Here is a 23,007-nt window from a genome sequence, read left to right on the forward strand (position 1 = left end):
TGGTCTGACGGGCGGCAGCCGCTCTGGGGCCGTCTTGAAACTCCGGGTGGCGAGTCGGCTGGCGTGGTTTTCGAGAACCGGCGCGCAGCGGACGTTAAAGTCCGTGAGCACCGGAAGCGCAGAAAACCGTGTCAGACGGCCGCCGCAGCGAGTTTCAAGACGGCCCCTACGTCACCGGCGCCGGGTTGAACAATGTCAGCGCATTGAACAGGCCCCAGCGGTCGGACCAGGGCTTGGTGCGGCCGCTGGCGACGTCGAGGATCAGGCGGAACAGGTCCCAGCCGACCTCTTCGATCGTCGCCTCACCGCTGGCGATCCGGCCGGCGTCGAGATCGATCAGATCGGACCAGCGCTGGGCCAGGTCGGTCCGGGTCGACATCTTGATCACCGGCGCCGCGGCCAGGCCGTAGGGCGTGCCGCGGCCGGTGGTGAAGACCTGCAGCGTCATGCCGGAGGCCAGCTGCAGCGTGCCGCAGACGAAGTCGCTGGCCGGCGTCGCGGCGAAGACCAGACCCTTCCTGCGCACCCGCTCGCCGGGTGAGAGCACGTCGACGATCGGACTCGACCCCGATTTGACGACGGAGCCCAGGGCCTTCTCGACGACATTGGCGAGGCCACCCTTCTTGTTGCCGGGCGACGGGTTGGCGCTGCGGTCGGCCTCGCCGCGGGCGAGATAGGCGTCGTACCAGGCCATCTCCCGGATCAGGGCGCGGCCGACCTCCTCGGTCGCCGCCCGCGGCGTCAGCAGGTGGATGGCGTCGCGCACCTCGGTGACCTCGGAGAACATCACCGTGGCGCCGGCGCGGACCAGCAGGTCGGCGGCGAATCCCACCGCCGGGTTGGCGGTGACGCCGGAGAAGGCGTCGCTGCCGCCGCACTGCACCCCGACCACCAGGTCGGAGGCCGGGCAGGTCTCGCGGCGGCGCCGGTTCAGCACCTCCAGCCGCGCCTCGGCCATCGCCAGGATCGAAGAGACCATGGCGCCGAAGCCCGCCTCCTCCTGCAGCCGCACGATGCCCGGGGGCATGCCGTCAGGCATCAGCCGCTCGGGCTGCAGCTTCTCGCAGCCCAGGCCGACGATCATCACCTCGCCGCCGAAATTCGGGTTCAGCGCCAGGTTCTGCAGGGTGCGGATCGGCACCACCGCCTCCGGCGCGTTGATCGCCACGCCACAACCGTAGCTGTGGTTCAGCGCCACCACATCGTCGACATTGGGGAAGCGGGGCAGCAGCTGCTCCTTGATCCGCTTCACCGCGAAATCCAGCGTCCCGGCCACGCATTGCACGCTGGTGCTGATCGCCAGAACGTTCTTGGTGCCGACCGACCCGTCCGGGTTGCGGAAGCCCTCGAAGCTGTAGCCGTCGAGCGGCGGCAGCGGCGCCGCCGGCCGGGTGGCGAGCTCCAGCCGGTCGAGATCCGGTGCGGCGGGGACCAGCACCGCCGCCTCCTCGACCCAGTCGCCGGCCAGGAGCGGCCGGGCGGCGTGGCCGATCACCTCGCCGTAGCGCCGGATCCCGGCGCCCTCGGCGATGTCGGACAGCGCCACCTTGTGCCCCTGCGGCACGAACTGCCTGAGCGTCGGGCCGTCCGCAAGACGCGTGCCCTCCGGCAGGCCGAAGGAGTTGACGACGATGGCGACGTTGTCGGCCTCGTGCAGCCGGATGGTGCGGGGTGTTTCGGCGTCGGCCGTTCCTGGCTCCGGCATCGTCGCTCTCCCGTTACGCCGCGGCGGCGAAGCTGCTCCGCGCCAGGCCCTGCACCAGGGCCGCCAGTTGCTCGGTCTCCGCCTCGGTCAGGTCGTGCAGCGGCGCCCGCACCGGGCCGGAATCCCGGCCGATCACCCGCATCCCGGCCTTGATGATCGAGACCGCATAGCCCTTCCGGCGATTGCGGATCGTCAGCAGCGGCAGGATGAAGTCGCGCAGGCCCGCCTGCACCGTCTTGCGGTCGCGGCGGCGCACCGCGGCGTAGAACTTGGTCGCGAACTCCGGCACGAAGTTGAACACGGCGGAGGAGTAGGTGGTCACGCCCATCTCCAGATAGGGCAGGGCGTAGGTCTCGGCCGTCGGCAGCCCGCCGATATAGGTCAGCCGGTCGCCCATGCGCAGATGGACCCGCGTCATCAGCTCGATGTCGCCGATGCCGTCCTTGTAGCCGACCAGGTTCGGGCAGCGCTCGCACAGCCCGGCCAGGGTGTCCTCGGTCACGATCGCGTTGTCGCGGTTGTAGACGATGACGCCGAGCTTGGTGGCGGCGCAGACCGCCTCGACATGGGCGGCCAGGCCCTCCTGCTCGGAGTGCACGAGGTAGGGCGGCAGCAGCAGGATGCCGTCGGCGCCGGCACGCTCCGCCGCGACCGCCATCTGCTTGGCGATCTCGGTGCCGTAGCCGGCCCCGGCGAGCACCGGCACCCGGCCGCGGGTCTCCTCGACCGCCGTCCTGACCACGGTCTCGACCTCGGACGGGGCCAGCGAGAAGAACTCCCCGGTGCCGCCGGCGGCGAACAGCCCGGCGACGTCATAGCCGCACAGCCAGTCGAGGTTGGAGCGGTAGCGCTCCGCGTCGAAGCCGTTGTCACGGTCGAAGGGGGTGACGGGGAAGGACAGCAGGCCGGAGCCGAGCTGCTGCGCCATCTCGTTCGGGGTCATCCTGGCCATCCATCGTCCTCCCGGCATCGAAATCAAGGTCGCCCTCGTTCTAGCGTCCGGATCAATTCCGTTCCAACCCGATTGCTGGATCGATCGATGCGTCATCGGTATCGGACGGGCGATGCTGCTCCGCCAGGCCGCGGGCGATGTCGAGGATCGCCGGCAGCAGCGGATTGTCGTTGTCCTGGCGCCAGGCGATGTACAGCTCGGCCGACCGCGGCGCCGCGAGGTCGAGCGGCCGCAGCACCACGCCCCGGCTGTACAGGTGCAGCGCCGCCTCCGGCACGATCGAGACGCCGAGGCCGGACCGCACCAGGGCCAGGATCGAATGGATCTGGCTGAGATGCTGGACATAGTCGGGCAGCAGGCCGGAGCGGGCGAACAGCTCGATCACCAGGTCGTGGAAGTATCGCGCCTCATAGGGCGCGTACATGATGAAGGGCTCTCCCGCGAAATCGCGCAGCGACAGGCTGGGCGCCCGGGCGAGGGGATGGTCCTCCGGCAGGGCGGCCATCAGCCGCTCCTCGGCGACGCGGAAGCTGGCGGTGCCGGCCTGCACCACCGGCGGCCGCAGCAGCCCGGCGTCGATCTGGCCGTTGCCGAGCGCCTCGATCTGGTCGCCGGAGACCATCTCGCGCAGCACCAGGGTGACGTCGGGCAACTGCCGCCGGCACGCGGCGACCAGGTCGGGCAGGCAGCTATGGGCCGAGGTGGCGGTGAAGCCGATGCCGATCGCGCCGGCCCGGCCGGCGGCGACGCGGCGGGCCAGCAGCGCCGCGCCTTCCGCCTGCTTCAGCAACCGCCGGGCCTCGACCAGGAAGCTCTGCCCGGCCGGGGTCAGCCGGACCGACCGGCTGGTGCGCTCGAACAGTGCGACGTCGAGGATGCGCTCGAGGATCTGCACCTGCCGGCTCAGGGGCGGCTGGGTCATGTTCAGCCGGGCGGCGGCGCGGCCGAAATGCAGCTCCTCGGCGACGGCGACGAAGCAGCGCAGCTGGTTCAGGTCGAACATCGGTGGGCGTCCCGCGTCAGTCAGGGGCGGAGTGTGCCCCGTCTGCCGCGGGTGGCGAAAGGGGAAGGGCCGGATCGGCCCCCTCACCGCTTCAGCTCGACCCGGCGGATCTCGCCGACGACGAAGAGATAGGCCGCCATGGCGATGAAGGCGTTGAGGCCGACGAAGACCAGCGCGCCGTTGAACGACCCGGTGGCGTGCAGGATGTAGCCGATGATGATCGGGGTGGTGATGCCGGCGGTGTTGCCGAACATGTTGAACAGCCCGCCGCTCAGCCCCGCGATCTCCTTCGGCGAGGTGTCGGAGACGACGGCCCAGCCCAGGGCGCCGATGCCCTTGCCGAAGAAGGCCAGCGCCATCAGCCCGACCACCAGCACCGGGTCGTCGACGTAGTTGCAGCCGATGATCGTCATCGACAGCAGCATGCCGCCGACGATCGGCAGCTTCCGCGCCAGGGTCAGCGACCCGGTGCGCTTGTACAGGTGGTCGGAGATGACGCCGCCCAGCACGCCGCCGATGAAGCCGCACAGGGCGGGCAGGGAGGCGACGAATCCGGCCTTCAGGATCGACATGCCGCGGTCGTTGACCAGGTAGATCGGGAACCAGGTCAGGAAGAAGTAGGTGATCACGTTGATGCAGTGCTGCGCGACGTAGACGCCGAGCAGCATGCGGTTGCCCAGCAGCTGCCTGACGTCGCTCCAGCGCGCGGCGGAGGCGCCGGTCCCGGCGCCGCTGATCGACAGCGTGCCGCCGCCCTGCTCGATGTGGTCGAGCTCCGCCCGGTTGACCGACGGATGCTCCTTCGGCCCGTGGATGGTGCGGTTCCACAGCGCGACGACGGCGAGGCCGAGCACGCCCATGATGAAGAAGGCCCAGCGCCAGCCGTATTCCTGCACGATCCAGCTGGTCATCGGGGCGAAGATCACCGGCGCGAAATACTGGGCCGAGTTGAAGATCGCCGACGCCGTGCCGCGCTCGGCGCCCGGGAACCAGGCGGCGACGATCCGCGCGTTGCCGGGGAAGGACGGCGCCTCGGCCACGCCGACCAGGAGGCGGAACACGAACAGCAGGACCACCGCGGCCCCGCCGCCGAAGAAGCCGGCCCAGCCCTGCAGGAAGGTGAACAGCGACCAGAACAGGATGCCGATCGCATAGACCCGCTTGGTCTCGTAGCGGTCCAGCAGCCAGCCGCCCGGGATCTGCGCCGCGACATAGGACCAGCTGAAGGCGGAGAAGATGTAGCCCATGGCCACCGGGTCGATCCCGAACTCCTTCGACAGCGGCGCGCCGGCGACGGAGATGATGGCGCGGTCGGCGTAGTTCAGCACCGTCACCGCGAACAGCATCAGAAGGATCTGATAGCGGACGCGACTCCTGGCGACACGGTCGACGGCAGCGGTGACGGCCATCGGGTTCCTCCCGGTTTCGGCTCTGCGAGCCTTGATCTCGGGCGGAACCGTAGGAGCGGGTTCGATCCAGTTCTATTTCCGAATGGGCATCGATCGATCCAGGAATGGCATCGAAGCCGCGTCAGTCCCAGACCGCCAGCATCTCCTTCTGCACATAGTCCAGATGCGCGGCCATCGCCGACCGGGCCCGGTCCGGGTCGCCGGCGGTGATCGCCGTGGCGATGCCGTCATGGTCGGCCATGATCCGGTCCAGGAGCGCCGGCCGGCGTGACAGGTGCTGGTGGAAGGCGGCGCTCAGCCCCTCCTCGCGGCCGCGCCACAGGGTCAGGGCGATCTCGCGCAGCGCCTGGTTGCCGCAATGCTCGGCGATCAGCAGGTGCAGGGCCCGGTCCGACTCCTGCGACCATTCCCGCCGCGCCGTCTGGCCGCGCATGGCGGCGACGATGCCGGCCAGCTCGGCCCGGCCCTCGGCCGTGATGTGCCGGGCCGCCAGCGCCGCCAGCTCCGGCTCCACCAGCGCCCGGGCCTGCATGATCTCCAGCGCCGAATGATCGGCCTCGGGCAGGGCGCTGCCGGGCCTGGCCGCGGCGCGGACGAAGGCGCCGACCCCGACCTTGACCTCGACCAGCCCCGCCACCTCCAGCGCGATCAGCGCTTCGCGCACGGTCGGGCGGCTGACGCCCAGCTCCTGCGCCAGGTCGCGCTCGGAGGGCAGCTGCTGCCCCGGCTTGAACTCGCCCGACTCGATCAGCGCCGTGATCTGCTCGGCGATCTGGATGTAGAGCTTGCGATTGACGACCGCTTGAAGGGGCATCCTGCCCTGCCGCTCGAAGGCCTCACCATCGGTCGGCCGACGCCCAGAAGAATCTTTCTTCTAAATCCCATTTGAGCTGGCCTGACCGCTTGACACCCTAGCCGCACCCGGCCCCTAATGCCAGGGCCTGCCGCCGAACGGCAGGGAAGCCGCCGGAGAAGCGGTTGTGGAACGTCGCTCGGCGCCGCCGTCATGGCGCGCCGTCCTGGGACGGAGACACCCTTGAACATCAATCGGATCAGCGTCCTCGACATCCGTTTCCCGACCGCGAAAAGGCTGGACGGGTCGGACGCCATGAATCCCGACCCCGACTATTCCGCCGCCTATGTGATCCTGTCGACCGACGATGGTCTGGAAGGCCACGGCCTGACCTTCACCATCGGCCGCGGCAACGACATCGTCTGCGCCGCGATCGAAGCGCTGAAGCCGGCGGTGCTGGGCCGCGACCTGGCCGAGTTCACCCGCGACATGGGCGCGACCTACCGCCACCTCACCGGCGACAGCCAGCTGCGCTGGCTGGGGCCGGAAAAGGGGGTGATGCAGCTCGCCACCGCGGCGATGCTGAACGCGATCTGGGACCTCTGGGCCAAGGCCGAGGGCAAGCCGCTGTGGCGCCTCTTGGCCGACATGACGCCCGAGGAGACGGTGCGCTGCATCGATTTCCGCTACATCACCGACGCCCTGACCCCGGTCGAGGCGGTGGAGCTGCTGCGCCAGCAGGAGGCCGGCAAGGCGGCGCGGATCGGGCAGCTGCTGGCCGAGGGCTATCCGGCCTACACCACGAGCGCCGGCTGGCTCGGCTACAGCGACGACAAGATCCGCCGCCTGGTGCGCGAGGCGCTGGCCCAGGGCTTCAAGGCGTTCAAGATCAAGGTCGGCGCCGACCGCGGGGCCGACCTGGCGCGCGCCGCCCTGGTGCGGGCCGAGATCGGCGACGATCTGACCTTCATGGTCGACGCCAACCAGGTCTGGGATGTCGGCCAGGCGATCGAATGGTCGACCGCCCTCTTGCCCTTCAAGCCGCTGTGGGTGGAGGAGCCGACCAGCCCCGACGACATCCTCGGTCATGCCGCGATCGACCGGGTGCTGCGGCGCCACGGCACCCGGGTCGCGACCGGCGAGCACGTCCACAACCGGGTGATGTTCAAGCAGTACCTGCAGGCCGCGGCCATGGGCTTCTGCCAGATCGACGCGGCCCGGGTCGGCGGCGTGAACGAGAACCTGGCCATCATCCTGATGGCGGCCAAGTTCGGCGTGCCGGTCTGCCCCCATGCCGGCGGCGTCGGCCTGTGCGAATACGTGCAACACCTGTCGATGTGGGATTTCGTGTCGGTCAGCGGCAGCAAGGACGGCCGCTTCATCGAATATGTCGACCATCTGCACGAGCATTTCGTCGACCCGGTGCGGATCGTGGACGGCTGCTACGCCGCGCCGACCGCGCCCGGCTACTCCATCGCCATGAAGCCCGCCTCGCTCCAGGCCCATCGCTTCCCCGACGGCAGCGCCTGGCGCGACGACCAGGAGACCCGCCCATGAGCACCGCGGACGGCTGAGCTTCGGTCCGCACCACCCATCAAGCGCCCGCCCGGCAGAAGGCGGTCGCAGCAGGAGGACGAACGCCATGAAGACGCTGACGACCATTCTGACGGTGGCCGCCGCCGCGCTGCTGTCCGCTGCACCGGCCCGGGCCGAGCCGGTGACCCTGACCTGGCAGATGTGGAGCAGCACCGACGCCGAGACCGCGGCCTGGCAGCACGTCGCCGGGCTGGTCAACGCACAGTATCCCGACATCAAGGTCGAGCTGCAGACCTCTCCCTGGCGCGATTACTGGACCAAGCTGCCGACCCTGGCGGCATCGAACACGCTGCCCGACATCGTCAGCATTCAGTCGCTGCGCCTCTCCAACTTCACCACCCTGTTCGAGCCTCTGGACGAGCATGTGAAGGACGGCTTCGACCTCGGCCAGTTCGACAAATCGATCCTCGACGGCCTCAGCTATGGCGGCCATCTCTATGCGCTGCCTTATGATTTCGGGCCGCTGGTCGTCTACTACAACCGCGACCTGTTCGCGAAATACAAGGTCGAGCCGCCCAAGGCCGGATGGACCCGGGCCGACTTCCTGGCCGCCGCCAAGGCGCTGACCCAGGACGGCAATTACGGCTTTTCCGTCACCGCCAGCGACTGGCTGGAATTCGCGCTGTCCGATGGGGCCAGGTACCTGACCGAGGAAGGCGGGCTCAACTTCGGCGACCCCGAGCTGCAGGCCGCCTTCCAGTCCTATGTCGACCTGGTGACCAAGGAGAAGGTGGCGCCGGTGATCGCGGCCAGCGGCCAGCCCTCCGGCGACATCGCCCGCGGCCGCTTCCTGGCCGGCAACGCCGCCATGTACGTCACCGGCCCGTGGGAGATGATCAACATCCGCAAATCCTCCAGCTTCCCGGTCGGGCTGGCGCCGCTGCCCGCCGGCAAGGCCGGCAGCATCACCTTCAGCGCCGGCTCGGGCTTCGGCATCAACAAGGCCGGCCCGCACAAGGACCTGGCCTGGAAGGCGATCCAGGTGCTGACCGGGCCGGAGGCGGAGCAGTACCTGGCCTCGCAGGGCCGTGCCTTCCCGGCCCGGACCGCGCAGCAGGGCTACTGGTACGACGTCGCGGCGCAGGGCGTCGCCGATGCCCGCGAGACCATCGACTACGCGCTGAAGACCGCCCAGCCCTACCGCACCACGGCCAACTGGAACACGGTGTCGGAGCTGCTGGAGCAGTATGCGCCGCTGGCCTATGGCGGGTCGCAGACCGGCGCCGAGGTGCTGGACACCGTGCAGGGGCTGGCCGTCGAATGACCGTGCAGGCCCAGGATCTCGGAGCGCGGGTGGCGGGTGTTCCCCGGGCCCGGCGGCGGCGCCGCGCTTTCCGGGCGGAGGGGCGGGCGGCCTTCTGGTTCCTGCTGCCCAGCCTGCTCGGCTTCCTCGCCTTCCTGCTGTTCCCGCTGCTGGCGTCGCTGGCGCTCAGCTTCACCAACTGGCAGCTGCTGGCCGAGCCGAAATTCGTCGGCGTGGCCAACTACATCCGGCTGTTCAAGGTCGATCCCAGCTTCTGGCGGGCGCTGGCCAACACCTTCTTCTATACCGCCGAATACCTGGTGCTGAACATCGTGCTGGCGGTCGGCATGGCCGTCTGGATCTCCAGCCTGCGCTGGGGCAAGCGCTTCTTCCGGCTGATCTTCTTCCTGCCGACCTTCACCCCGATGATCGGCGCCTCGCTGGTCTGGGTGCTGATCTTCACCCCCGGCGGGCTGATGGACTGGCTGGTGCAGTCGCTGGGCCTGCCGATCCCGAACCTGCTGGTCGACCCTGCCTGGGCGATGCAGGCCATCGTCATCGTCTCGCTGTGGTCGGGCTTCGGCTACAACCTGCTGCTGTTCGGGGCGGCGCTGGAATCGATCCCGCAGACCTATCTCGACGCCGCCCAGATCGACGGCGCCAACGCCTGGCAGCGCTTCTGGCGGATCAAGCTGCCGCTGATCTCGCCGACCCTGTTCTTCGGCACGGTGATGACCGCGATCACCGCGCTGCAGGTGTTCGACCAGGTCTACTCCATGACCCGCGGCGGGCCCGGCGCCGCCACCGCGACGCTCGGCTTCTTCATCTACCAGAACGGCTTCACCACCTACCGGATGGGCTACGCCTCCTCGATCGCCTGGGTGATGTTCGTCATCATCATGGCGCTGACGGCGCTGCAATTCCGGCTGCAGCGGAAATGGGTGCATTATGACGACTAGGCGGAAGGACGCCGGTGCCATCACCGCCGGCACGCTGGTCTCGCAGGGGGCGATGGCGCTGGTGGCGCTGGCGTTCCTGTTCCCGTTCTTCTGGATGCTGACCAACGCCATCCGGCCGAACGGCGAGGTGCTGGCCGTGCCGCCGCGGCTGCTGCCCAGCGACTGGCAATGGGGCAACTTCCTCGACGCCTGGGTCTACCTGCCCTTCGGCCGCTTCTTCCTGAACAGCGCGCTGGTCTCCTGTGCCGTCACCGTGATCGTGCTGACCGTCTCCAGCCTCGCCGCCTACGCCTTCGCCCGGCTGCGCTTCGTCGGCCGCGACGCGCTGTTCCTGACCTATCTCTCGACGCTGATGATCCCGCAGGTGGTGCTGGTGATCCCGCTGTTCCTGCTGATCAGCAGGCTGGACTGGGTCAACACCTTCCAGGCGCTGATCCTGCCGGTCGCCTTCGGCTCCTTCGGCACCTTCATGCTGCGCCAGTTCTTCAAGTCCATCCCGCGCGAACTGGAGGAGGCGGCCTTATGCGACGGTGCCTCGCGGCTGCGCATCCTGGTCAGCATCATCCTGCCGATGTCGCTGCCGGTGCTCGGCCTCCTGGCCCTGTTCACCTTCACGGCGCAGTGGAACAGCTTCCTGTGGCCGCTGATCATCGTGAACGGCACCGAGCACGCGACCATCCCGCTCGGCCTCACCATGTTCCAGACCCAGCAGGGCACGCAGTGGAACTACCTGATGGCCGGCGCCGCGATCTCGATGATCCCGGGCCTGTGCCTGACCATCCTGCTGCAGCGCTACATCTTCAGCGGCATCGCCATGAATTCGGGGTTCGGAGGGCGGTGAGGCTTAGATGGGATTTAGACTTGCTAAATCCCATCTAGAGACTATCCTCGAACGAGCCAACCAGAAGGGGCGGGAAGGGAACGACCATGGACATGCATGTTCCGGCGCAGGAAGAGGCGCCGCGCCTCCTCACCGACGCGCAGATCCGGCAATTCCTGGCGAACGGCTATCTGGTGCTGCAGACGGCGCTGCCGAAGTCGTTCCACGACCAGATCTTCCAGCGCTTCGACGACCTGATCGGCGCCGACCGGCACGAGAACCCGGGCAACAACCTGCTGCCGCTGGTGCCGGAGATCAACGCCGTGTTCGAGGATCCGGTGGTGAAGGGCGCGCTGACCAGCGTGCTGGGGCCGGACTACATCATGCACCCGCACCGGGCGCTGCATAAGAACCCGCCGGGCTCGCCGATCCAGAACTGGCACAAGGACAGCTACTGGGGCTACATGCGCCGGGTGCGGAACCACCGGCCGCGCTGGGTCATGATCATGTACTACCCGCAGGACACGCCGGCCGAGCTGGGCCCGACCGGGGTGGTGCCGGGCAGCCATCTGCTCGCCGCCGGGATCCAGGACCCGGACGCGCTGGAGCGCAACGGCTCCGGCCCGGCCGGCTCGGTGCTGATGATCCACTACGACATCTGGCACCGGAAGATGAAGAACCTGACCGCCGACAAGCGGTTCATGATGAAGTTCGAGTTCATCCGCATGGCGCCGGTCGCAGCGCCGGCCTGGCCGCACAGCGACCCGGCCTGGCGGGCGCCGGAACAGGCTCCGTTCTTCCCGATGGAGGCGGCCTGGAAGGCGCAGTGGCGCTGGCTGACCGGCGGCACCCCGGCCGGCGGCACGGCGGATCCCGACGCTTTGCGCGCAGCCCTGGCCGGCACGCCGGCGGAAGCCGCGGCGGCGATGTCGACTATCTCTGACCTCGGCCCGGCCGCCGCGGCGCTGGTGCCGGCGCTGCTGCCCCATCTCGACGGCGATGACGAGGCGTTGCAGCTCGACGCCGCCTACGCCCTGGGCGCGATCGGCGAGGCGGCTCTGCCGGCGCTGCTGCAGCGGGTCGAGGCCGACACGAGGCGCGATCCGGAGGACGGCTCGAACAAGAGCGATTCCGGCCGGCTGACGCCGAAGGACTGCATTGCCCTGTCGTCCATCTACGGCCTGGTCGAGGTCGGCGCGCCGGCGGTGCCGGAGCTGCTGCGCCTGCTGCGAAACGGCGCCGGCCGGTCGCGCAAATTCGCCGCCTTCGCCCTCGGCGAGATCGCCGGCACCGGGCCGGAGGTGCGCGACGCGCTGATCGCCGCCGCCGGCGATCCCGACCCGCATCTGCGCATCGCCGCGGTCGAGGCGCTGGGGCTGAAGCCGGCCGACGATGCCATTGTCGCCGCGCTCGCCCGCGCCCTGGACGATGCCGACGAGGAGGTTCGCTTCGACGCCGTGCTCGGCCTGGCGCGGATGGGGCAGGCGGCCGCCGCGGCGGTGCCGGCGCTCGGCCGGGTGCTGACCGGGGACGCGAACCGCTATGTCCGCGGCTATGCGGTCGAGGCCTTGTCCCGCATCGGGGATGACGCGGCGCACCGGGTGCTGCTACCCTATCTCAAGCTCTCCCGCTGGTGTCCGATGACGACGTCGGCGAGCATTTTCTGACCTGTTTCCACGGCGCGGCATTGGCGGATCGGCGGCTCTCTCCCACCAGCGGACATTCATCCCAGGGTTCGGCGGCCCAGGATCCGGAAGCATTGGCCGCCCTGCTGGAGCGCACCCTGTCCGGCGCCTCCGGCCGCTCGCTCGCGGGCGGTGCGGTGCGCCAGACGGTGCAGACGCTGGGCCGCGCCATCGTCGCCGGCCGCTACGACGGCGACGGGCCGCTGCCGACCGAGACCGAGCTGGCCGCCGAATACGCCGTCGGCCGCAACGCCATGCGCGAGGCGATCAAGGTCCTGGCCGGCAAGGGGCTGATCCGCACCGCCCGGCGCTACGGCTCGCGCGTCCGGCCGCGCGAGGAATGGTCGATCCTCGACCCCGACGTGCTGGCCTGGCATCTGCGCGAGCCGGACGGCATCGGCCGTTTTCTGGTCGAGATCTCCGAGCTGCGCGAGATCGTCGAGCCGCAGGCGGCCGAGCTGGCGGCGCTGCGCGCCACGGATGAGGAGGCGGAGGTGATCGTCGCCCTGGCCGCGCGGCTGGCGGTGGAGACCATGCCGCAGGTGCTGGACACCGACGTGGCCTTCCACCTGGCGGTGCTGAACGCCTCGCACAACCGGCTGCTGTCCGGCTTCGCCCGGCCGCTCGACGTGCTGCTGCGGGTGCAGTTCCTGGTCTCGGCGCACGGCATCGCGCCGGAATATGCCTACAGCCCTTCGGCGGACTACCATATGGCGATCGCCGAGGGCATCCGCGGCCGCGACCCGCAGAAGGCGCGGGAGGCGGTGATGGCGATGCTGACCCGCAACCGCGGCATCGCCGAGAAGGTGGCTGGGCCGAGCTGAGGCGGGGAGGGCGGCATGGCGCGCGATCCGGGGCTGGAGGAGCTGGTGCGGGAAGCGCTGGGCGCGGAGTCCGGCCTGGACGAGAAGCGGATGTTCGGCGGCCTCGCCTGGCTGCTGCATGGCAACCTGCTGTGCGGCGCCCGCGTCGACAGCATGCTGGTCCGCCTCGGCAAAGGGAACGACGGCTGGGCGCTGGGGCAGCAGGACGTCGCGCCGATGATCATGCAGGGCCGTCCCATGCCGGGCTGGGTCCGGGCCGGCGCCGCGGCCTATGGCGACGACGCGCTGCGCCGGCGGTTGTTGGAGGCCGCACTCGCCTTCGTCCGCACCCTGCCGCCGAAATAGCTATTCCGCGAGCGTGGCCAACACGAAGCTGGCCCGCTTGGCCACGCTGACCTTCGGCAGGATGACGACCTCGTAGCCCAGCGCCGGATAGTCCTTGAGCAGCCGCTCATACTCCTCCATCGCGGCGTCGAGGCCGTGGCGGCGCTCAGGGTCTGTGCCGTAGATCTCCGGCCAGGGCGGGGTCAGGAACATGCGCCGGTGATAGGGGTAGGGCCGGGCCAGCATCTCCAGCGCCGGCTCGCCGGTCATGTGCTGCAAGGCGGAGGCGGCATCGACCAGGCCGCGGTCGAAGAACACCCAGCCGGGCCGGGCTTCGGCCGCGGCGCGGTCGGCCAGCGCCATGGCGATGGCGCGGCGAGCGAAGGCGGCTCCGTCGACCCAGGGCAGGGCCGAACCGCCGCTCTCCAGCTCCTCCTTGACGATGCGCCGCCCGGGCTCCTCCACCACCGCATGCCCGCGCCGGGCGAGCTCCGCCAGCAGCGTCGACTTGCCGCCGCCCGAACAGCCGGAGATGACGACGAAACGGTTCATCTCGATATGTCTCGCCTATTCGCATCGGAACGCTGTGCCGATCAGCTTTGGAGGGGCTGCTCGGGGGCGATCAGGGACAACTTGGGGAAATAGGTCCGGTAGCGTGCCGCGTCGCGCGTCATCAGCCGGTATCCGGCGACGGCGGCGTGTGCGCCGATGAAAAAGTCCGGCAGCGGCGACCGCTTTTCTCCTCCTCGTTGCCGGTAAGCGGCGAAGGATTTGCCGGCCAGGAACGCCGCTTCGTAGGGAACGGCCTCGCGGTCGAACATCGCCTTGGGCAATGCGGCCTCGAGGTCCTCGATCCGTGAGTAGCGAACCGAGACTTCGGCGTAGATGATCGGGTTGATGACGAGGCGATATCGGTCGGCGGCCTGTTCGAGCGACGCCGCCGACCACGGGGACCAGCGTACGTCCTCTGTCATCACATCGAGGAGGACGTTGCTGTCGATCAGGATGGCGGTCATTCAGTCGTCACGGGTAAGCGCCATGATCTCGTCCGTGCTGATCGCCACGTCACCGCGTCCGCGCAGATGGGCGACCAGGCGGCTGCCGCGACTGCTGCCTTTACGGCGGCCAGCGCGCACGATTCGCACGACCTTGCCGTCGAACTCGAACTCGACCTCGGTGTGCGGCAGCAGGCCCGCGCGTTCGCGGATCTCGGCCGGGATGGTAACCTGACCCTTGGAAGTGATGCGCATGGTCAACTCCTTACTCTTACCTGTAAGAGTAAGGATCTAGGCATCCAACGACAAGATGTTCCTGTCGGCTGAATCGGCGCGGGCCGCCTCTCCTTCGTCTCGCGACGGAGGCGTCCCGGCCCGACCGCGGCCGTATTGCCGCGGTGAGCAGCCCATCACCCGCTTGAAGGCGGTGCTGAAGGCGCTTTCGGATTCATAGCCGAGCGACGGGGCGATGGCGGAGACGGGATCGCCGGAAGTCGCCAGCCTGTCCCCGGCCAGCAGCATCCGCCAGCGCGTCAGGTACTCCATCGGGGCCTCGCCGACCTTCTCCTTGAATCTCAGGGCGAAGCTCGATCGCGACATGCCGGCCCGCTGCGCCAGTTCCTGCAGGGTCCAGCGATGCGCCGGATCGGCGTGCATGGCGTTGATCGCCGCGCCGATCTGCCTGTCCGCCAGGGCGAAGAACCATCCGACGCCGCCGCCCGCACCTTCCAGGTGCAGCCGCAGGGCCTGAACCAGCATCATATGGGCGAGGTGCTGCGCGACCAGAAAGCCGCCGGGCTGGCGCTCATGCAGCTCCTGCATCATCCGCTCCACCGACCAGCGCAGCGCCGCTTGCTCCGCTTCCTTTCGGATATGCACGATGGGCGGCAGCATTCCCAGCAGGATGCCGGCATGATCGCCGCTGACGGCGAAGCGGCTGCCGACCAGAAAAAAGCCGCCGCCGCCGTTGACCGTGACGACGCCGCCATCCCGCGCGGGCGGGAAGACGGTGCCGGCGTCCACGGGCGTCAAGGCCATGTCGCTGGCCAGGCGGAACGGCCGTCCGCTCGGCAGCACGAAACAGTCCCCGGCCTTCAGGCGCACCGGATCGGGAACACCCTCCACCGACAGCCAGCACGCGCCGGACACCACGGCGTAGCACTTGATGCGGTCGTGCTGCCTGGAGAACCGGATCGACCAGTCTCCACCCGCGTCGAAGCCGGCGGACACATAGCTGCGCGGCTTCAGCAGCGACAGCACGTCGGAGAGCGGATCCATGGCAATTCCGGACGTTCGAGAAGATAACGCGGACGTTCCAGCATAGATCGTACGTCCTCGAATTCCTATCGTGGGTCATCCAGCGAAGGTGATCGTCATGAGCCGCTCCTCGTCTCATGACCAAGCCGCCTCCGTGGCGGCTCTCGGCGCCGCCGGAAGCCTGTAGCCAGACAGGAGAGCAGCCCTCATGACAGCGTTCACGATCAACGGGCGAGCGGTGGAGGTCGCCGCCGGGCCCGATACGCCGCTGCTGTGGGTGATCCGGGAGCATCTGAAGCTCACCGGCACCAAATTCGGCTGCGGCATCGCGCAATGCGGCGCCTGCACCGTTCACGTCGACGGCGCGCCCGCGCGCTCCTGCGTGACCCCGCTCGAGAGCGTGGCCGGCCGGGAGGTGACGACGATCGAAGGCCTGTCGCCGGACGCCAGCCATCCGCTGCAGAAGGCCTGGATCGCCGAGCAGGTGCTGCAATGCGGCTACTGCCAGTCCGGGCAGATCATGCAGGCGGCCGCCCTCCTTGCCGACACCCCCGATCCGACCCGCGATCAGATCGTCGAGCACATGGACGGCAACATCTGCCGCTGCGGGACCTATCAGAAGATCATCAGCGCCATCCAGCGCGCCGCAAGGGAGGCCTGAGCCATGACCGGGACCTTGCGGCTTCACAGCCGCGCGCTGTCGCGGCGCAGCTTCCTCGTCTCGGCCGGCGGCATCGGCATCGCGGTCGCGTTCGGCGGCCCGTCTCGGGACGCCTCGGGCGCCGTCGCGGTTCCCGCGGTCGAGGGCGGTTACCGGCCGAACGCCTGGGTGACCATCGCGGCCGATGGCACGGTGACCATCATGTCGCCCGCCTCCGAGATGGGGCAGGGGATCATGACGACGCTGCCGCTGCTGATCGCCGAGGACATGGATGCCGACTGGGACAAGGTGCGCATCGTCCAGGCTCCGTCCGACGCGGAGACTTACGGCAACCCCGGCTTCTACGGCATCCAGCTGACCGGCGGCAGCGAATCCACGCGGGGCTACTACGAGATGCTGCGGCTGGTCGGCGCCCAGACCCGCAAGATCATCCTGGCGAGCGCCGCCGGCCTGCTGAAGGTTCCGGCGGGCGAGCTCGCGACCGAGCCCAACCGGGTCGTGCACGCGCCGTCGGGCCGCTCGCTCGACTACGGCGCGATCGCGGAGGCCGGCGAGCTTCCCGATCCGCTGCCGCAGGTGACCGGCGCCGATCTGAAGCCGATCGCCCGGTGCTGCTACATCGGCAATCCGGCCATCAACCGGGTCGACATGGCCGCGAAGGTCGACGGCAGCGCGATATTCGGCATCGACGTGCAGCGTCCGGACATGCTGTACGGGGCGGTGCTGCGGGCGCCCGTCCAGGGCGAGCGGCCGGACGTCATCGACGACGGCGCGGCCAGGGCCGTGCCGGGCATCACCCACATCGTTCCCCTGCCTTATGGCGTCGGTATCATCGGCGAGACGGTCGAGGCGACGATGCGGGCCAAGGACCTGCTCGACGTCACCTGGAGCACGTCGTCGCGGGTCCGCCGCTACACCAGCGATCGGCTGCTGGACCAGTACCGGAAAGTCGGCCGCGACCTCTCCCAGGCGGGCGTCGCCGCCCATGCGGCAGGCGACGCGGCGGCGGCGATCGCCGGGGCCGACAGGGTCGTCTCGGCCGATTACCTGGTCGACCATGTCTGCCATGCGACCATGGAGCCGATGAACGCCACGGCGCTCGTGACCGGCGATAGGGTCGAGATCTGGGCGCCGACGCAGGGGCCGACCGGCACCCAGCGCTTCGCCGCGGCGGTGGCCGGCACCACCCCCGACAAGGTCAAGGTGAACACGATGCTGCTCGGCGGCGGCTTCGGCCGCAAGGCGGAGGCCGACTTCATCGTCGATGCGGTATCGCTGGCCAGGGCGGTGCAGGGCCGCCCGGTCAAGGTCGTCTGGAGCCGCGAGGACGACCTCCGGCACGACAAGTACCGGCCCCTGGCGGCGCAGCACGTGCAGGTCGGGCTCGACGCCGGCGGCGGCATCGTCGGCTGGCGGCACCGCATCGTGGCGGATTCGATCTTCGCCCGGACGTTGCCCGGGCTGTTCGAAAGCGAGGGGGGCGTGGACGGCGTCGTGATCGAAGGTGCGCATTTCAACTATGCCGTCCCGGCGCATCGGATCGACTACATCCGCCAGGACAGCGGCCGGGACGTCGGGTTCTGGCGCGGGGTGGGGGCGGGCTACACCAAGTTCTGCATCGAATGTGTCATCGACGAGATCGCGGCGGCCAAGGGCGCCGATCCCCTGGCGCTTCGGCTGGAGCTTCTGAAGGACCAGCCGCGGGCGCGCAAGGTGATCGAGACCGTCGCGGGGATGGCGGAATGGGACCGCCGGCGCGACGGCCGGGCGCTCGGCCTCGCCTATTCCGACGCCTGGTCCCACTGCGCCCAGATCGCCGAGGTGTCGCTCGACCGGGAGACCGGCGAGATCCGCGTGCACACGGTGTGGTGCGCGGTCGATGCGGGCGTGGCTGTCCAGCCGCGCAACATCGAGGCGCAGATGATCGGCGCGATCACGCATGGCGCCAGCCACGCTCTGTTCGAGCGGATCAACATCGTCGACGGCGAGGCGCAGGAGGCGAATTTCGACACCTATCGGGTGATGCGGATGTCCGAGGCGCCGGAGATCCACGTGACGGTGATCTCGACGCCGGACCATCCGCCCTCCGGCGTCGGCGAAGTCGGCCTCCCGCCGATCGGCCCCGCGATCGCCAATGCGGTGGCGCGGCTCACCGGCGGCGTGCGGCTTCGGCATTATCCGTTCCTGCCGGAGCGGGTGAAGGCAGCGCTCGACGCCTGAATTGGGCGATCAGGCCGACGTGGAGTGCTGCGCTTCGATGAGAGACCTGATCCGGTCGGCATCGTCCGGCGTCGCCGGATTGTAGACGATCATGCCGAGATCGGGCCGGCCGTCGACGCCGAAGGCCGAGAATTCGAAGGCGATCGGCCCGGCGAGCGGGTGGCGCAGGCGCTTGACGCCCTCGCCGTAGCTGCGCACGTCGTTGTCGCGCCACATCGCCTCGAATTCGGGGCTGAGCCGGCAGAGCTCCTCCACCAGGGCCTCCACCTTGGCCGTGGCCCCGGCACGCGCCGCATCCGCCCGGAACGCGGCCACCACGAACCGGGCCACGCCGTCCCAGTCGAACTGCGCTGCACGGACGCGGGGATCCAGGAAGACGAGGCGCAGGATGTTGCGCTGCTCGGGCGGGAGCGATCCGTAGTCGGTCAGCACCGTCGCCGCGGCGCGGTTCCAGGCAACGACATCCCAGGTGGCGGTCTTCACCAGGGCGGGGCTGAGCTCCAGCGCGTCGAGCACGCGCTGCAGCCGCGGCGTGACGCCCTCGGTGGTCTGGTAACGGACCGCGGGCGGGCGGCCGAGGCCGAGCAGGAAGAGGTGCTCGCGCTCGACATCGGTCAGCATCAGGGCGCGGGCGATCCGGTCGAGCACATCGGCCGAGGGCGCGCCGCCCCGGCCCTGCTCCAGCCATGTGTACCAGGTCGCGCTGATGTTGGCGCGCTGGGCCACCTCTTCCCGGCGCAGTCCGGGCGTGCGCCGGCGCGGACCGGACAGGCCGAAGGCCGTCGGATCGAGCTTGGCGCGGCGATCCTTCAGATAGGTCCCCAGCGGATTGTGGCTCGCGACCGGCATGCCGACCCCGTTAGTGATTATACCCCTATAACGTCACTCATTTACCAGGATAGCACAGAGCGGGACAGTCGCCTCCGTCCTCAATCGGAGACGTCCTCATGCGTGTCTTTGTTACCGGAGCCACCGGTTTCGTCGGCTCGGCCGTCGTACGCGAGCTGATCGGCGCGGGCCATCAGGTTCTCGGCCTGACCCGCTCCGACGCGGGCGCCGAATCTCTTCTGGCCGCGGGCGCCCAGCCGCACCGGGGCCATCTCGAGGATCCGGACAGCCTGCGCAGCGGCGCCGCGCAGGCGGCCGCCGTGATCCACACCGCCTTCATCCACGACTTCTCGAAGTTCCGGGAGAACTGCGAAATCGACCGCCGCGCCATCGAGGCGATCGGCGCCGAGCTTGCCGGCTCGGACCGTCCCTTGCTGGTCACCTCCGGGGCCGCGATCGTGGCGCGGGGCCCGGTCGGGACCGAGGAGGACGGGCCAGTCCCCACCTCCGACACCTATCACCGGATGTCCGAGGCGGCGGCCGCCGCAGTGGCGGCGCGGGGCGTGCGCGCGGCGGTGGTGCGCCTGCCGCCCTCGGTCCACGGCGACGGCGACCACGGCTTCGTCCCGATCCTGATCCGGTTGGCCCGGGAGAAGGGCGTATCGGCCACGGTCGGTGACGGGCTCAACCGCTGGCCCGCCGTGCACCGGCTGGATGCCGCCCGCGTCTATCGACTGGCGCTCGAGCGCGGCCCTGTCGCCGGGGCCCGCTATCACGCCGTCGCGGAGGAGGGCGTGCCGTTCCGGGACATTGCCGGCGTGATCGGCCGCCGCCTGGGCGTGCCGGTCGTCGGCAAGTCCGCGGAGGAGGCGGCGGACCATTTCGGCTGGTTCGCGATGTTCGCCGGGATGGACGTCCCGACCTCGAGCGAGCGGACCCGGACCCTGCTGGGCTGGGCGCCGGAGCAGCCCGGCCTGATCGCCGATATCGACCGGCCGGCCTATTTCGGGGGCTGACGGGCAGCGCGGCCGCACGGGCCGCGCTCGAACGTCCGCGGCGGGGAGGGGCGGGTCCTCATCCCCCCGCGTCCAGGCGGCCGGATTTGCTCGCCTGGCGCCCGTCATCGGCCCGGGCGCACGCCTCGTTGGCGGCGCGCTGGACGTCGGTGGGCGGCCCCTCATCGGGGCCGCCGGTCCAGGTGATCTGGATGGCGCCCTGGCTGTTCTTCTTGTACCAGCCGCGATAGGCGCCGCAGCTCACCGATCCTCCGCCCTGGCCGGAAGGGAGGATGGTCCAGTCCTGCGGATCTTGGCACTTCGTCATGCCCGGAAAACCGCATGCGCCGGGCGCAGGTTCCAAAAGGGGCCGCATCACGGCGAACCGCCGCGCCGGCGATCGTGGAAGGAGCATCACGATCGTGGAAAGGGTCCAATAACGCCGGCCTGAAACCTGCTGTTCCCGATGCACCCGTCCCTGTGGTCCGTCGCCATGTTGCGACACGTCTGCAAGACGATCTCGCGGAGCCAGCGGTGGCCGGGATCGGCATCCATGCGAGGGTGCCACATCGTCGAAATGACGATCTCCGGGGTGCGAACGGGAAGGTCGAAGACGGTCAGGCCCTCCACAGAGGGATCGGCGTTGACCAGGCACGCACTCGGCACGAGCGCGATCAGGTCCGATTGGCGTGCTATCCGCAGCGCATCGGAGAAAGCGGGCACGACGACGACGATCTCCCGCTTGAGCCCGAGTTCCTCGAGCGCATCGTCGACCGGGCCCGCAACCGCGCCTTTGCGCGATGCCACGATATGCTTGCAGGCGGCGTAGCGTTCGGGCGTTACCGGCTTCGTCAGCAGGGGATGTCCGGCCCGCGCAGCGCCGACGAAACGGTCGCGGAAGATGCTCTGCGCGCGTATCTCCGGCGCGAATGCGCCCAGCACGCCGATTTCGAGATCGACCTGCCCCTCGCGTAGCGGACCCGGATCCTTTTCCGGCTTTGGCGCGAACCGAAGGCGCACGCGCGGCGCGGCCGATGTGACGGCGGCGACCAGAGGCGCGGAAAACGATTCGACGAACCCCTCGCTGGCGCGAATCGTGAAGGTTCGCTCGAGCGTGGCGATATCGATGTCTCCGGACTGCGGACTGAGAACGATCCGGACATCCCGGGCAAGGGCGTGGACGTGATCGCGGATCTCCGCCGCTCGGGGGGTCGGCACGAGGCGCCGGCCGGCGCGAACCAGCAGCGGATCGCCCGTCGCCGATCGAAGTCGCGTCAGCGTCCGGCTCATGGCCGACGAGCTGAGGCCAAGCCGGCGGGCAGCGCCGGTCACGCTGCCTTCGGCGAGGAGCACGTCCAGCGCCCTGAGAAGATTGAGATCGACCTCGTCCATCAGGCGACGCTATCCGATCGGATGGATCGGGCATAGGCGTCTGGCGCAACTATAGTTTGCCTTCGATGCGTCTGGCGCGGATATGCCGAAGGCCCCACCTTCGTCGCCGACACCCGACGAAAGGCTTCCCGTATGACCCACGCTCCGCAAAGCGATGCCGGCCGCACGATCCTGCTTGTGGGGGCTTCCCGGGGGTTTGCCACAAGCAGCCGGTCAGATGGCTCGTTCGGCAGCGTAGCGCTGCGGACATCGCATGTAAGGCGGCGTACGGCGGTGTTTGGCGGAGAGGGAGGGATTCGAACCCTCGGTGCCCTTGCGGACACAACGGTTTTCGAGACCGTCCTATTCAACCACTCTAGCACCTCTCCGCAGAGGCATGGCGGGCGGTCTCCAGGACCCCCTCCGCGTGGCCGGCGCGGACCATAGTGGAGAGCGTTCCACCATGCAAGCGTCGATTGCGACGTCATTCCGGAGGTCTCGTTCCACTCCATCGTTGACACGCCGGCGCGCCTGACTATAGTGCCGCGTTCACGGACACGGGTGCTGGTTCCGGCTGGCACCCGTGCTCGTTTTTGATCACCTGAGGATGGACCCGCAAGGGGCCTCCTCCTAGTCGACGGCAGCTTGACCATGTTCGCAGTCATCCGCACGGGCGGGAAACAGTACCGGGTCGCCCAGGACCAGCTTGTCACGGTCGAGCGTCTCGACGCCGAGCCGGGCTCGTCCGTCACCCTGGACCAGGTGCTGATGCTCGGCGGCGAAGGCGCTGTCCAGATCGGCACCCCGGTGCTGGTCGGCGCCTCGGTCACCGCCGAGGTGGTCGAGCAGACCCGTGGCCCGAAGATCATCATCTTCAAGAAGAAGCGCCGCCAGAACTACCGGCGGAAGAAGGGCCACCGCCAGGACCTGACGGTGCTCAAGATCACCGCCATCGCCGGCGCGTAAAGAGGAGATCGACAGATGGCACATAAGAAGGCCGGTGGTTCGTCGCGCAACGGCCGCGATTCGGCGGGTCAGCGCCTCGGCGTGAAGAAGTTCGGCGGCGAAGCCGTCGTCCCGGGCAACATCATCGTGCGTCAGCGCGGCACCAAGTTCCATCCCGGCGTGAATGTCGGCATGGGCAAGGACCACACGCTGTTCGCGCTGGTCCCCGGCAATGTCCAGTTCAAGGCGGCCGGCGGCCGCACCACGGTGACGATCGCCCAGGCGGACGCCGCCGAGTAACGCCTCGCCCCCACACCTGAAGAGGTTGGGGGCTCGCAGGCACCGATCTGGTGAAGCGGGGGAATGGGCGACCATTCCCCCGCTTCCTGTTTGATGCGACAAGAAGAGGGCCGGCCCCGGGC

General features: G+C 69.3%; 24 protein-coding genes and 1 tRNA gene. 12 read left to right on the forward strand and 13 right to left on the reverse strand.

Going from position 1 to position 23,007, the window contains the following annotated elements:
* Positions 1-166: 166 nt before the first annotated feature.
* The 5 genes from garD to ACFW16_RS27150 form a co-directional block, all read right to left on the reverse strand.
* The gene (garD, locus tag ACFW16_RS27130; protein ID WP_380310993.1) at positions 167-1,705 is read right to left on the reverse strand and encodes a galactarate dehydratase; all 1,539 of its coding nucleotides are present in this window, start codon (positions 1,703-1,705) and stop codon (positions 167-169) included.
* A gap of 13 nt (positions 1,706-1,718) precedes the next feature.
* A complete protein-coding gene (gene kdgD / locus ACFW16_RS27135) occupies positions 1,719-2,657 on the reverse strand; it encodes a 5-dehydro-4-deoxyglucarate dehydratase (RefSeq protein ID WP_380310995.1) in 939 nt (312 codons plus the stop codon).
* A 52-nt stretch (positions 2,658-2,709) separates the two neighbouring features.
* Positions 2,710-3,660: a LysR substrate-binding domain-containing protein gene (locus ACFW16_RS27140; RefSeq protein WP_380310997.1), complete on the reverse strand. Its 951-nt coding sequence runs from the start codon at positions 3,658-3,660 to the stop codon at positions 2,710-2,712.
* Positions 3,661-3,743: 83 nt separating this feature from the next.
* A complete protein-coding gene (locus tag ACFW16_RS27145; RefSeq protein WP_380310999.1) occupies positions 3,744-5,069 on the reverse strand; it encodes an MFS transporter in 1,326 nt (441 codons plus the stop codon).
* Between the two features lie 121 nt (positions 5,070-5,190).
* A complete protein-coding gene (locus ACFW16_RS27150) occupies positions 5,191-5,883 on the reverse strand; it encodes a FadR/GntR family transcriptional regulator (protein ID WP_380311001.1) in 693 nt (230 codons plus the stop codon).
* A gap of 222 nt (positions 5,884-6,105) precedes the next feature.
* Here ACFW16_RS27150 and ACFW16_RS27155 point away from each other — a divergent pair, with 222 nt between their 5' ends.
* The 7 genes from ACFW16_RS27155 (at position 6,106) to ACFW16_RS27185 (ending at position 13,334) form a co-directional block, all read left to right on the forward strand.
* Complete coding sequence (locus tag ACFW16_RS27155) at positions 6,106-7,419, forward strand: L-fuconate dehydratase (protein WP_380311003.1); 1,314 nt, start codon at positions 6,106-6,108, stop codon at positions 7,417-7,419.
* An 85-nt stretch (positions 7,420-7,504) separates the two neighbouring features.
* Positions 7,505-8,722 (forward strand): ABC transporter substrate-binding protein, encoded by a 1,218-nt coding sequence (locus ACFW16_RS27160; RefSeq protein WP_380311005.1) that lies wholly within the window; start codon positions 7,505-7,507, stop codon positions 8,720-8,722.
* Positions 8,719-9,660, forward strand: coding sequence for a carbohydrate ABC transporter permease (locus ACFW16_RS27165; protein ID WP_380311007.1), 942 nt, complete (start codon positions 8,719-8,721; stop codon positions 9,658-9,660). The genes ACFW16_RS27160 and ACFW16_RS27165 overlap by 4 nt, the downstream gene beginning before the upstream one ends.
* Positions 9,650-10,501 carry a carbohydrate ABC transporter permease gene (locus ACFW16_RS27170; protein WP_380311009.1) on the forward strand — a complete coding sequence of 284 codons (852 nt, stop codon included), beginning with the start codon at positions 9,650-9,652 and terminating at the stop codon, positions 10,499-10,501. Before ACFW16_RS27165 ends, ACFW16_RS27170 begins: the two co-directional genes overlap by 11 nt.
* A gap of 86 nt (positions 10,502-10,587) precedes the next feature.
* Positions 10,588-12,147 (forward strand): HEAT repeat domain-containing protein, encoded by a 1,560-nt coding sequence (locus tag ACFW16_RS27175; protein WP_380311011.1) that lies wholly within the window; start codon positions 10,588-10,590, stop codon positions 12,145-12,147.
* Between the two features lie 92 nt (positions 12,148-12,239).
* Positions 12,240-12,989, forward strand: a complete 750-nt coding sequence (locus ACFW16_RS27180) for a FadR/GntR family transcriptional regulator (protein ID WP_380311013.1) — start codon at positions 12,240-12,242, stop codon at positions 12,987-12,989.
* 15 nt (positions 12,990-13,004) lie between these two features.
* Positions 13,005-13,334, forward strand: a complete 330-nt coding sequence (locus ACFW16_RS27185) for a TfoX/Sxy family protein (protein WP_380311015.1) — start codon at positions 13,005-13,007, stop codon at positions 13,332-13,334.
* Here the strand turns inward: ACFW16_RS27185 and ACFW16_RS27190 are convergent, their stop codons facing one another.
* Genes ACFW16_RS27190 through ACFW16_RS27205 form a run of 4 tightly spaced genes read right to left on the reverse strand, consistent with a single transcriptional unit; the run spans position 13,335 to position 15,586 of the window.
* Positions 13,335-13,865, reverse strand: a complete 531-nt coding sequence (locus tag ACFW16_RS27190) for an AAA family ATPase (RefSeq protein WP_380311017.1) — start codon at positions 13,863-13,865, stop codon at positions 13,335-13,337.
* Positions 13,866-13,906: 41 nt separating this feature from the next.
* Complete coding sequence (locus ACFW16_RS27195) at positions 13,907-14,329, reverse strand: type II toxin-antitoxin system VapC family toxin (RefSeq protein WP_380311019.1); 423 nt, start codon at positions 14,327-14,329, stop codon at positions 13,907-13,909.
* Complete coding sequence (locus ACFW16_RS27200) at positions 14,330-14,563, reverse strand: AbrB/MazE/SpoVT family DNA-binding domain-containing protein (protein ID WP_380311021.1); 234 nt, start codon at positions 14,561-14,563, stop codon at positions 14,330-14,332.
* Positions 14,564-14,599: 36 nt separating this feature from the next.
* Entirely contained in the window at positions 14,600-15,586 is a 987-nt protein-coding gene (locus ACFW16_RS27205) for an AraC family transcriptional regulator (protein ID WP_380311023.1), read from the reverse strand.
* A 187-nt stretch (positions 15,587-15,773) separates the two neighbouring features.
* Between ACFW16_RS27205 and ACFW16_RS27210 the strand changes: the two genes are divergently transcribed.
* Together ACFW16_RS27210 and ACFW16_RS27215 are read left to right on the forward strand one after the other, a co-directional pair.
* Positions 15,774-16,226, forward strand: a complete 453-nt coding sequence (locus ACFW16_RS27210) for a (2Fe-2S)-binding protein (RefSeq protein ID WP_380311025.1) — start codon at positions 15,774-15,776, stop codon at positions 16,224-16,226.
* A 3-nt stretch (positions 16,227-16,229) separates the two neighbouring features.
* Positions 16,230-18,446: a molybdopterin cofactor-binding domain-containing protein gene (locus tag ACFW16_RS27215; RefSeq protein WP_380311027.1), complete on the forward strand. Its 2,217-nt coding sequence runs from the start codon at positions 16,230-16,232 to the stop codon at positions 18,444-18,446.
* A 9-nt stretch (positions 18,447-18,455) separates the two neighbouring features.
* Here ACFW16_RS27215 and ACFW16_RS27220 read toward each other — a convergent pair whose 3' ends face one another.
* Entirely contained in the window at positions 18,456-19,295 is an 840-nt protein-coding gene (locus ACFW16_RS27220) for a helix-turn-helix transcriptional regulator (RefSeq protein ID WP_380311029.1), read from the reverse strand.
* A gap of 98 nt (positions 19,296-19,393) precedes the next feature.
* Here ACFW16_RS27220 and ACFW16_RS27225 point away from each other — a divergent pair, with 98 nt between their 5' ends.
* Positions 19,394-20,290, forward strand: coding sequence for an SDR family oxidoreductase (locus ACFW16_RS27225; RefSeq protein WP_380311031.1), 897 nt, complete (start codon positions 19,394-19,396; stop codon positions 20,288-20,290).
* A 58-nt stretch (positions 20,291-20,348) separates the two neighbouring features.
* Here ACFW16_RS27225 and ACFW16_RS27230 read toward each other — a convergent pair whose 3' ends face one another.
* The 3 genes from ACFW16_RS27230 to ACFW16_RS27240 all read right to left on the reverse strand — a co-directional run bounded on the left by ACFW16_RS27230 (position 20,349) and on the right by ACFW16_RS27240 (position 22,029).
* Positions 20,349-20,597 (reverse strand): hypothetical protein, encoded by a 249-nt coding sequence (locus ACFW16_RS27230; protein ID WP_380311033.1) that lies wholly within the window; start codon positions 20,595-20,597, stop codon positions 20,349-20,351.
* Between the two features lie 86 nt (positions 20,598-20,683).
* A complete protein-coding gene (locus ACFW16_RS27235) occupies positions 20,684-21,661 on the reverse strand; it encodes a LysR family transcriptional regulator (protein ID WP_380311035.1) in 978 nt (325 codons plus the stop codon).
* Positions 21,662-21,939: 278 nt separating this feature from the next.
* Positions 21,940-22,029: transfer RNA gene (locus ACFW16_RS27240), tRNA-Ser, on the reverse strand.
* Positions 22,030-22,291: 262 nt separating this feature from the next.
* On the opposite strand from ACFW16_RS27240, the gene rplU reads away from it, so the two are divergent.
* The gene (gene rplU / locus ACFW16_RS27245) at positions 22,292-22,606 is read left to right on the forward strand and encodes a 50S ribosomal protein L21 (protein WP_380311037.1); all 315 of its coding nucleotides are present in this window, start codon (positions 22,292-22,294) and stop codon (positions 22,604-22,606) included.
* Positions 22,607-22,621: 15 nt separating this feature from the next.
* Complete coding sequence (gene rpmA / locus ACFW16_RS27250; protein WP_380311039.1) at positions 22,622-22,885, forward strand: 50S ribosomal protein L27; 264 nt, start codon at positions 22,622-22,624, stop codon at positions 22,883-22,885.
* The last annotated feature ends 122 nt before the right edge of the window (positions 22,886-23,007 follow it).

It is taken from the genome of Inquilinus sp. NPDC058860 (assembly GCF_042743185.1).
GTDB lineage: Bacteria > Pseudomonadota > Alphaproteobacteria > DSM-16000 > Inquilinaceae > Inquilinus.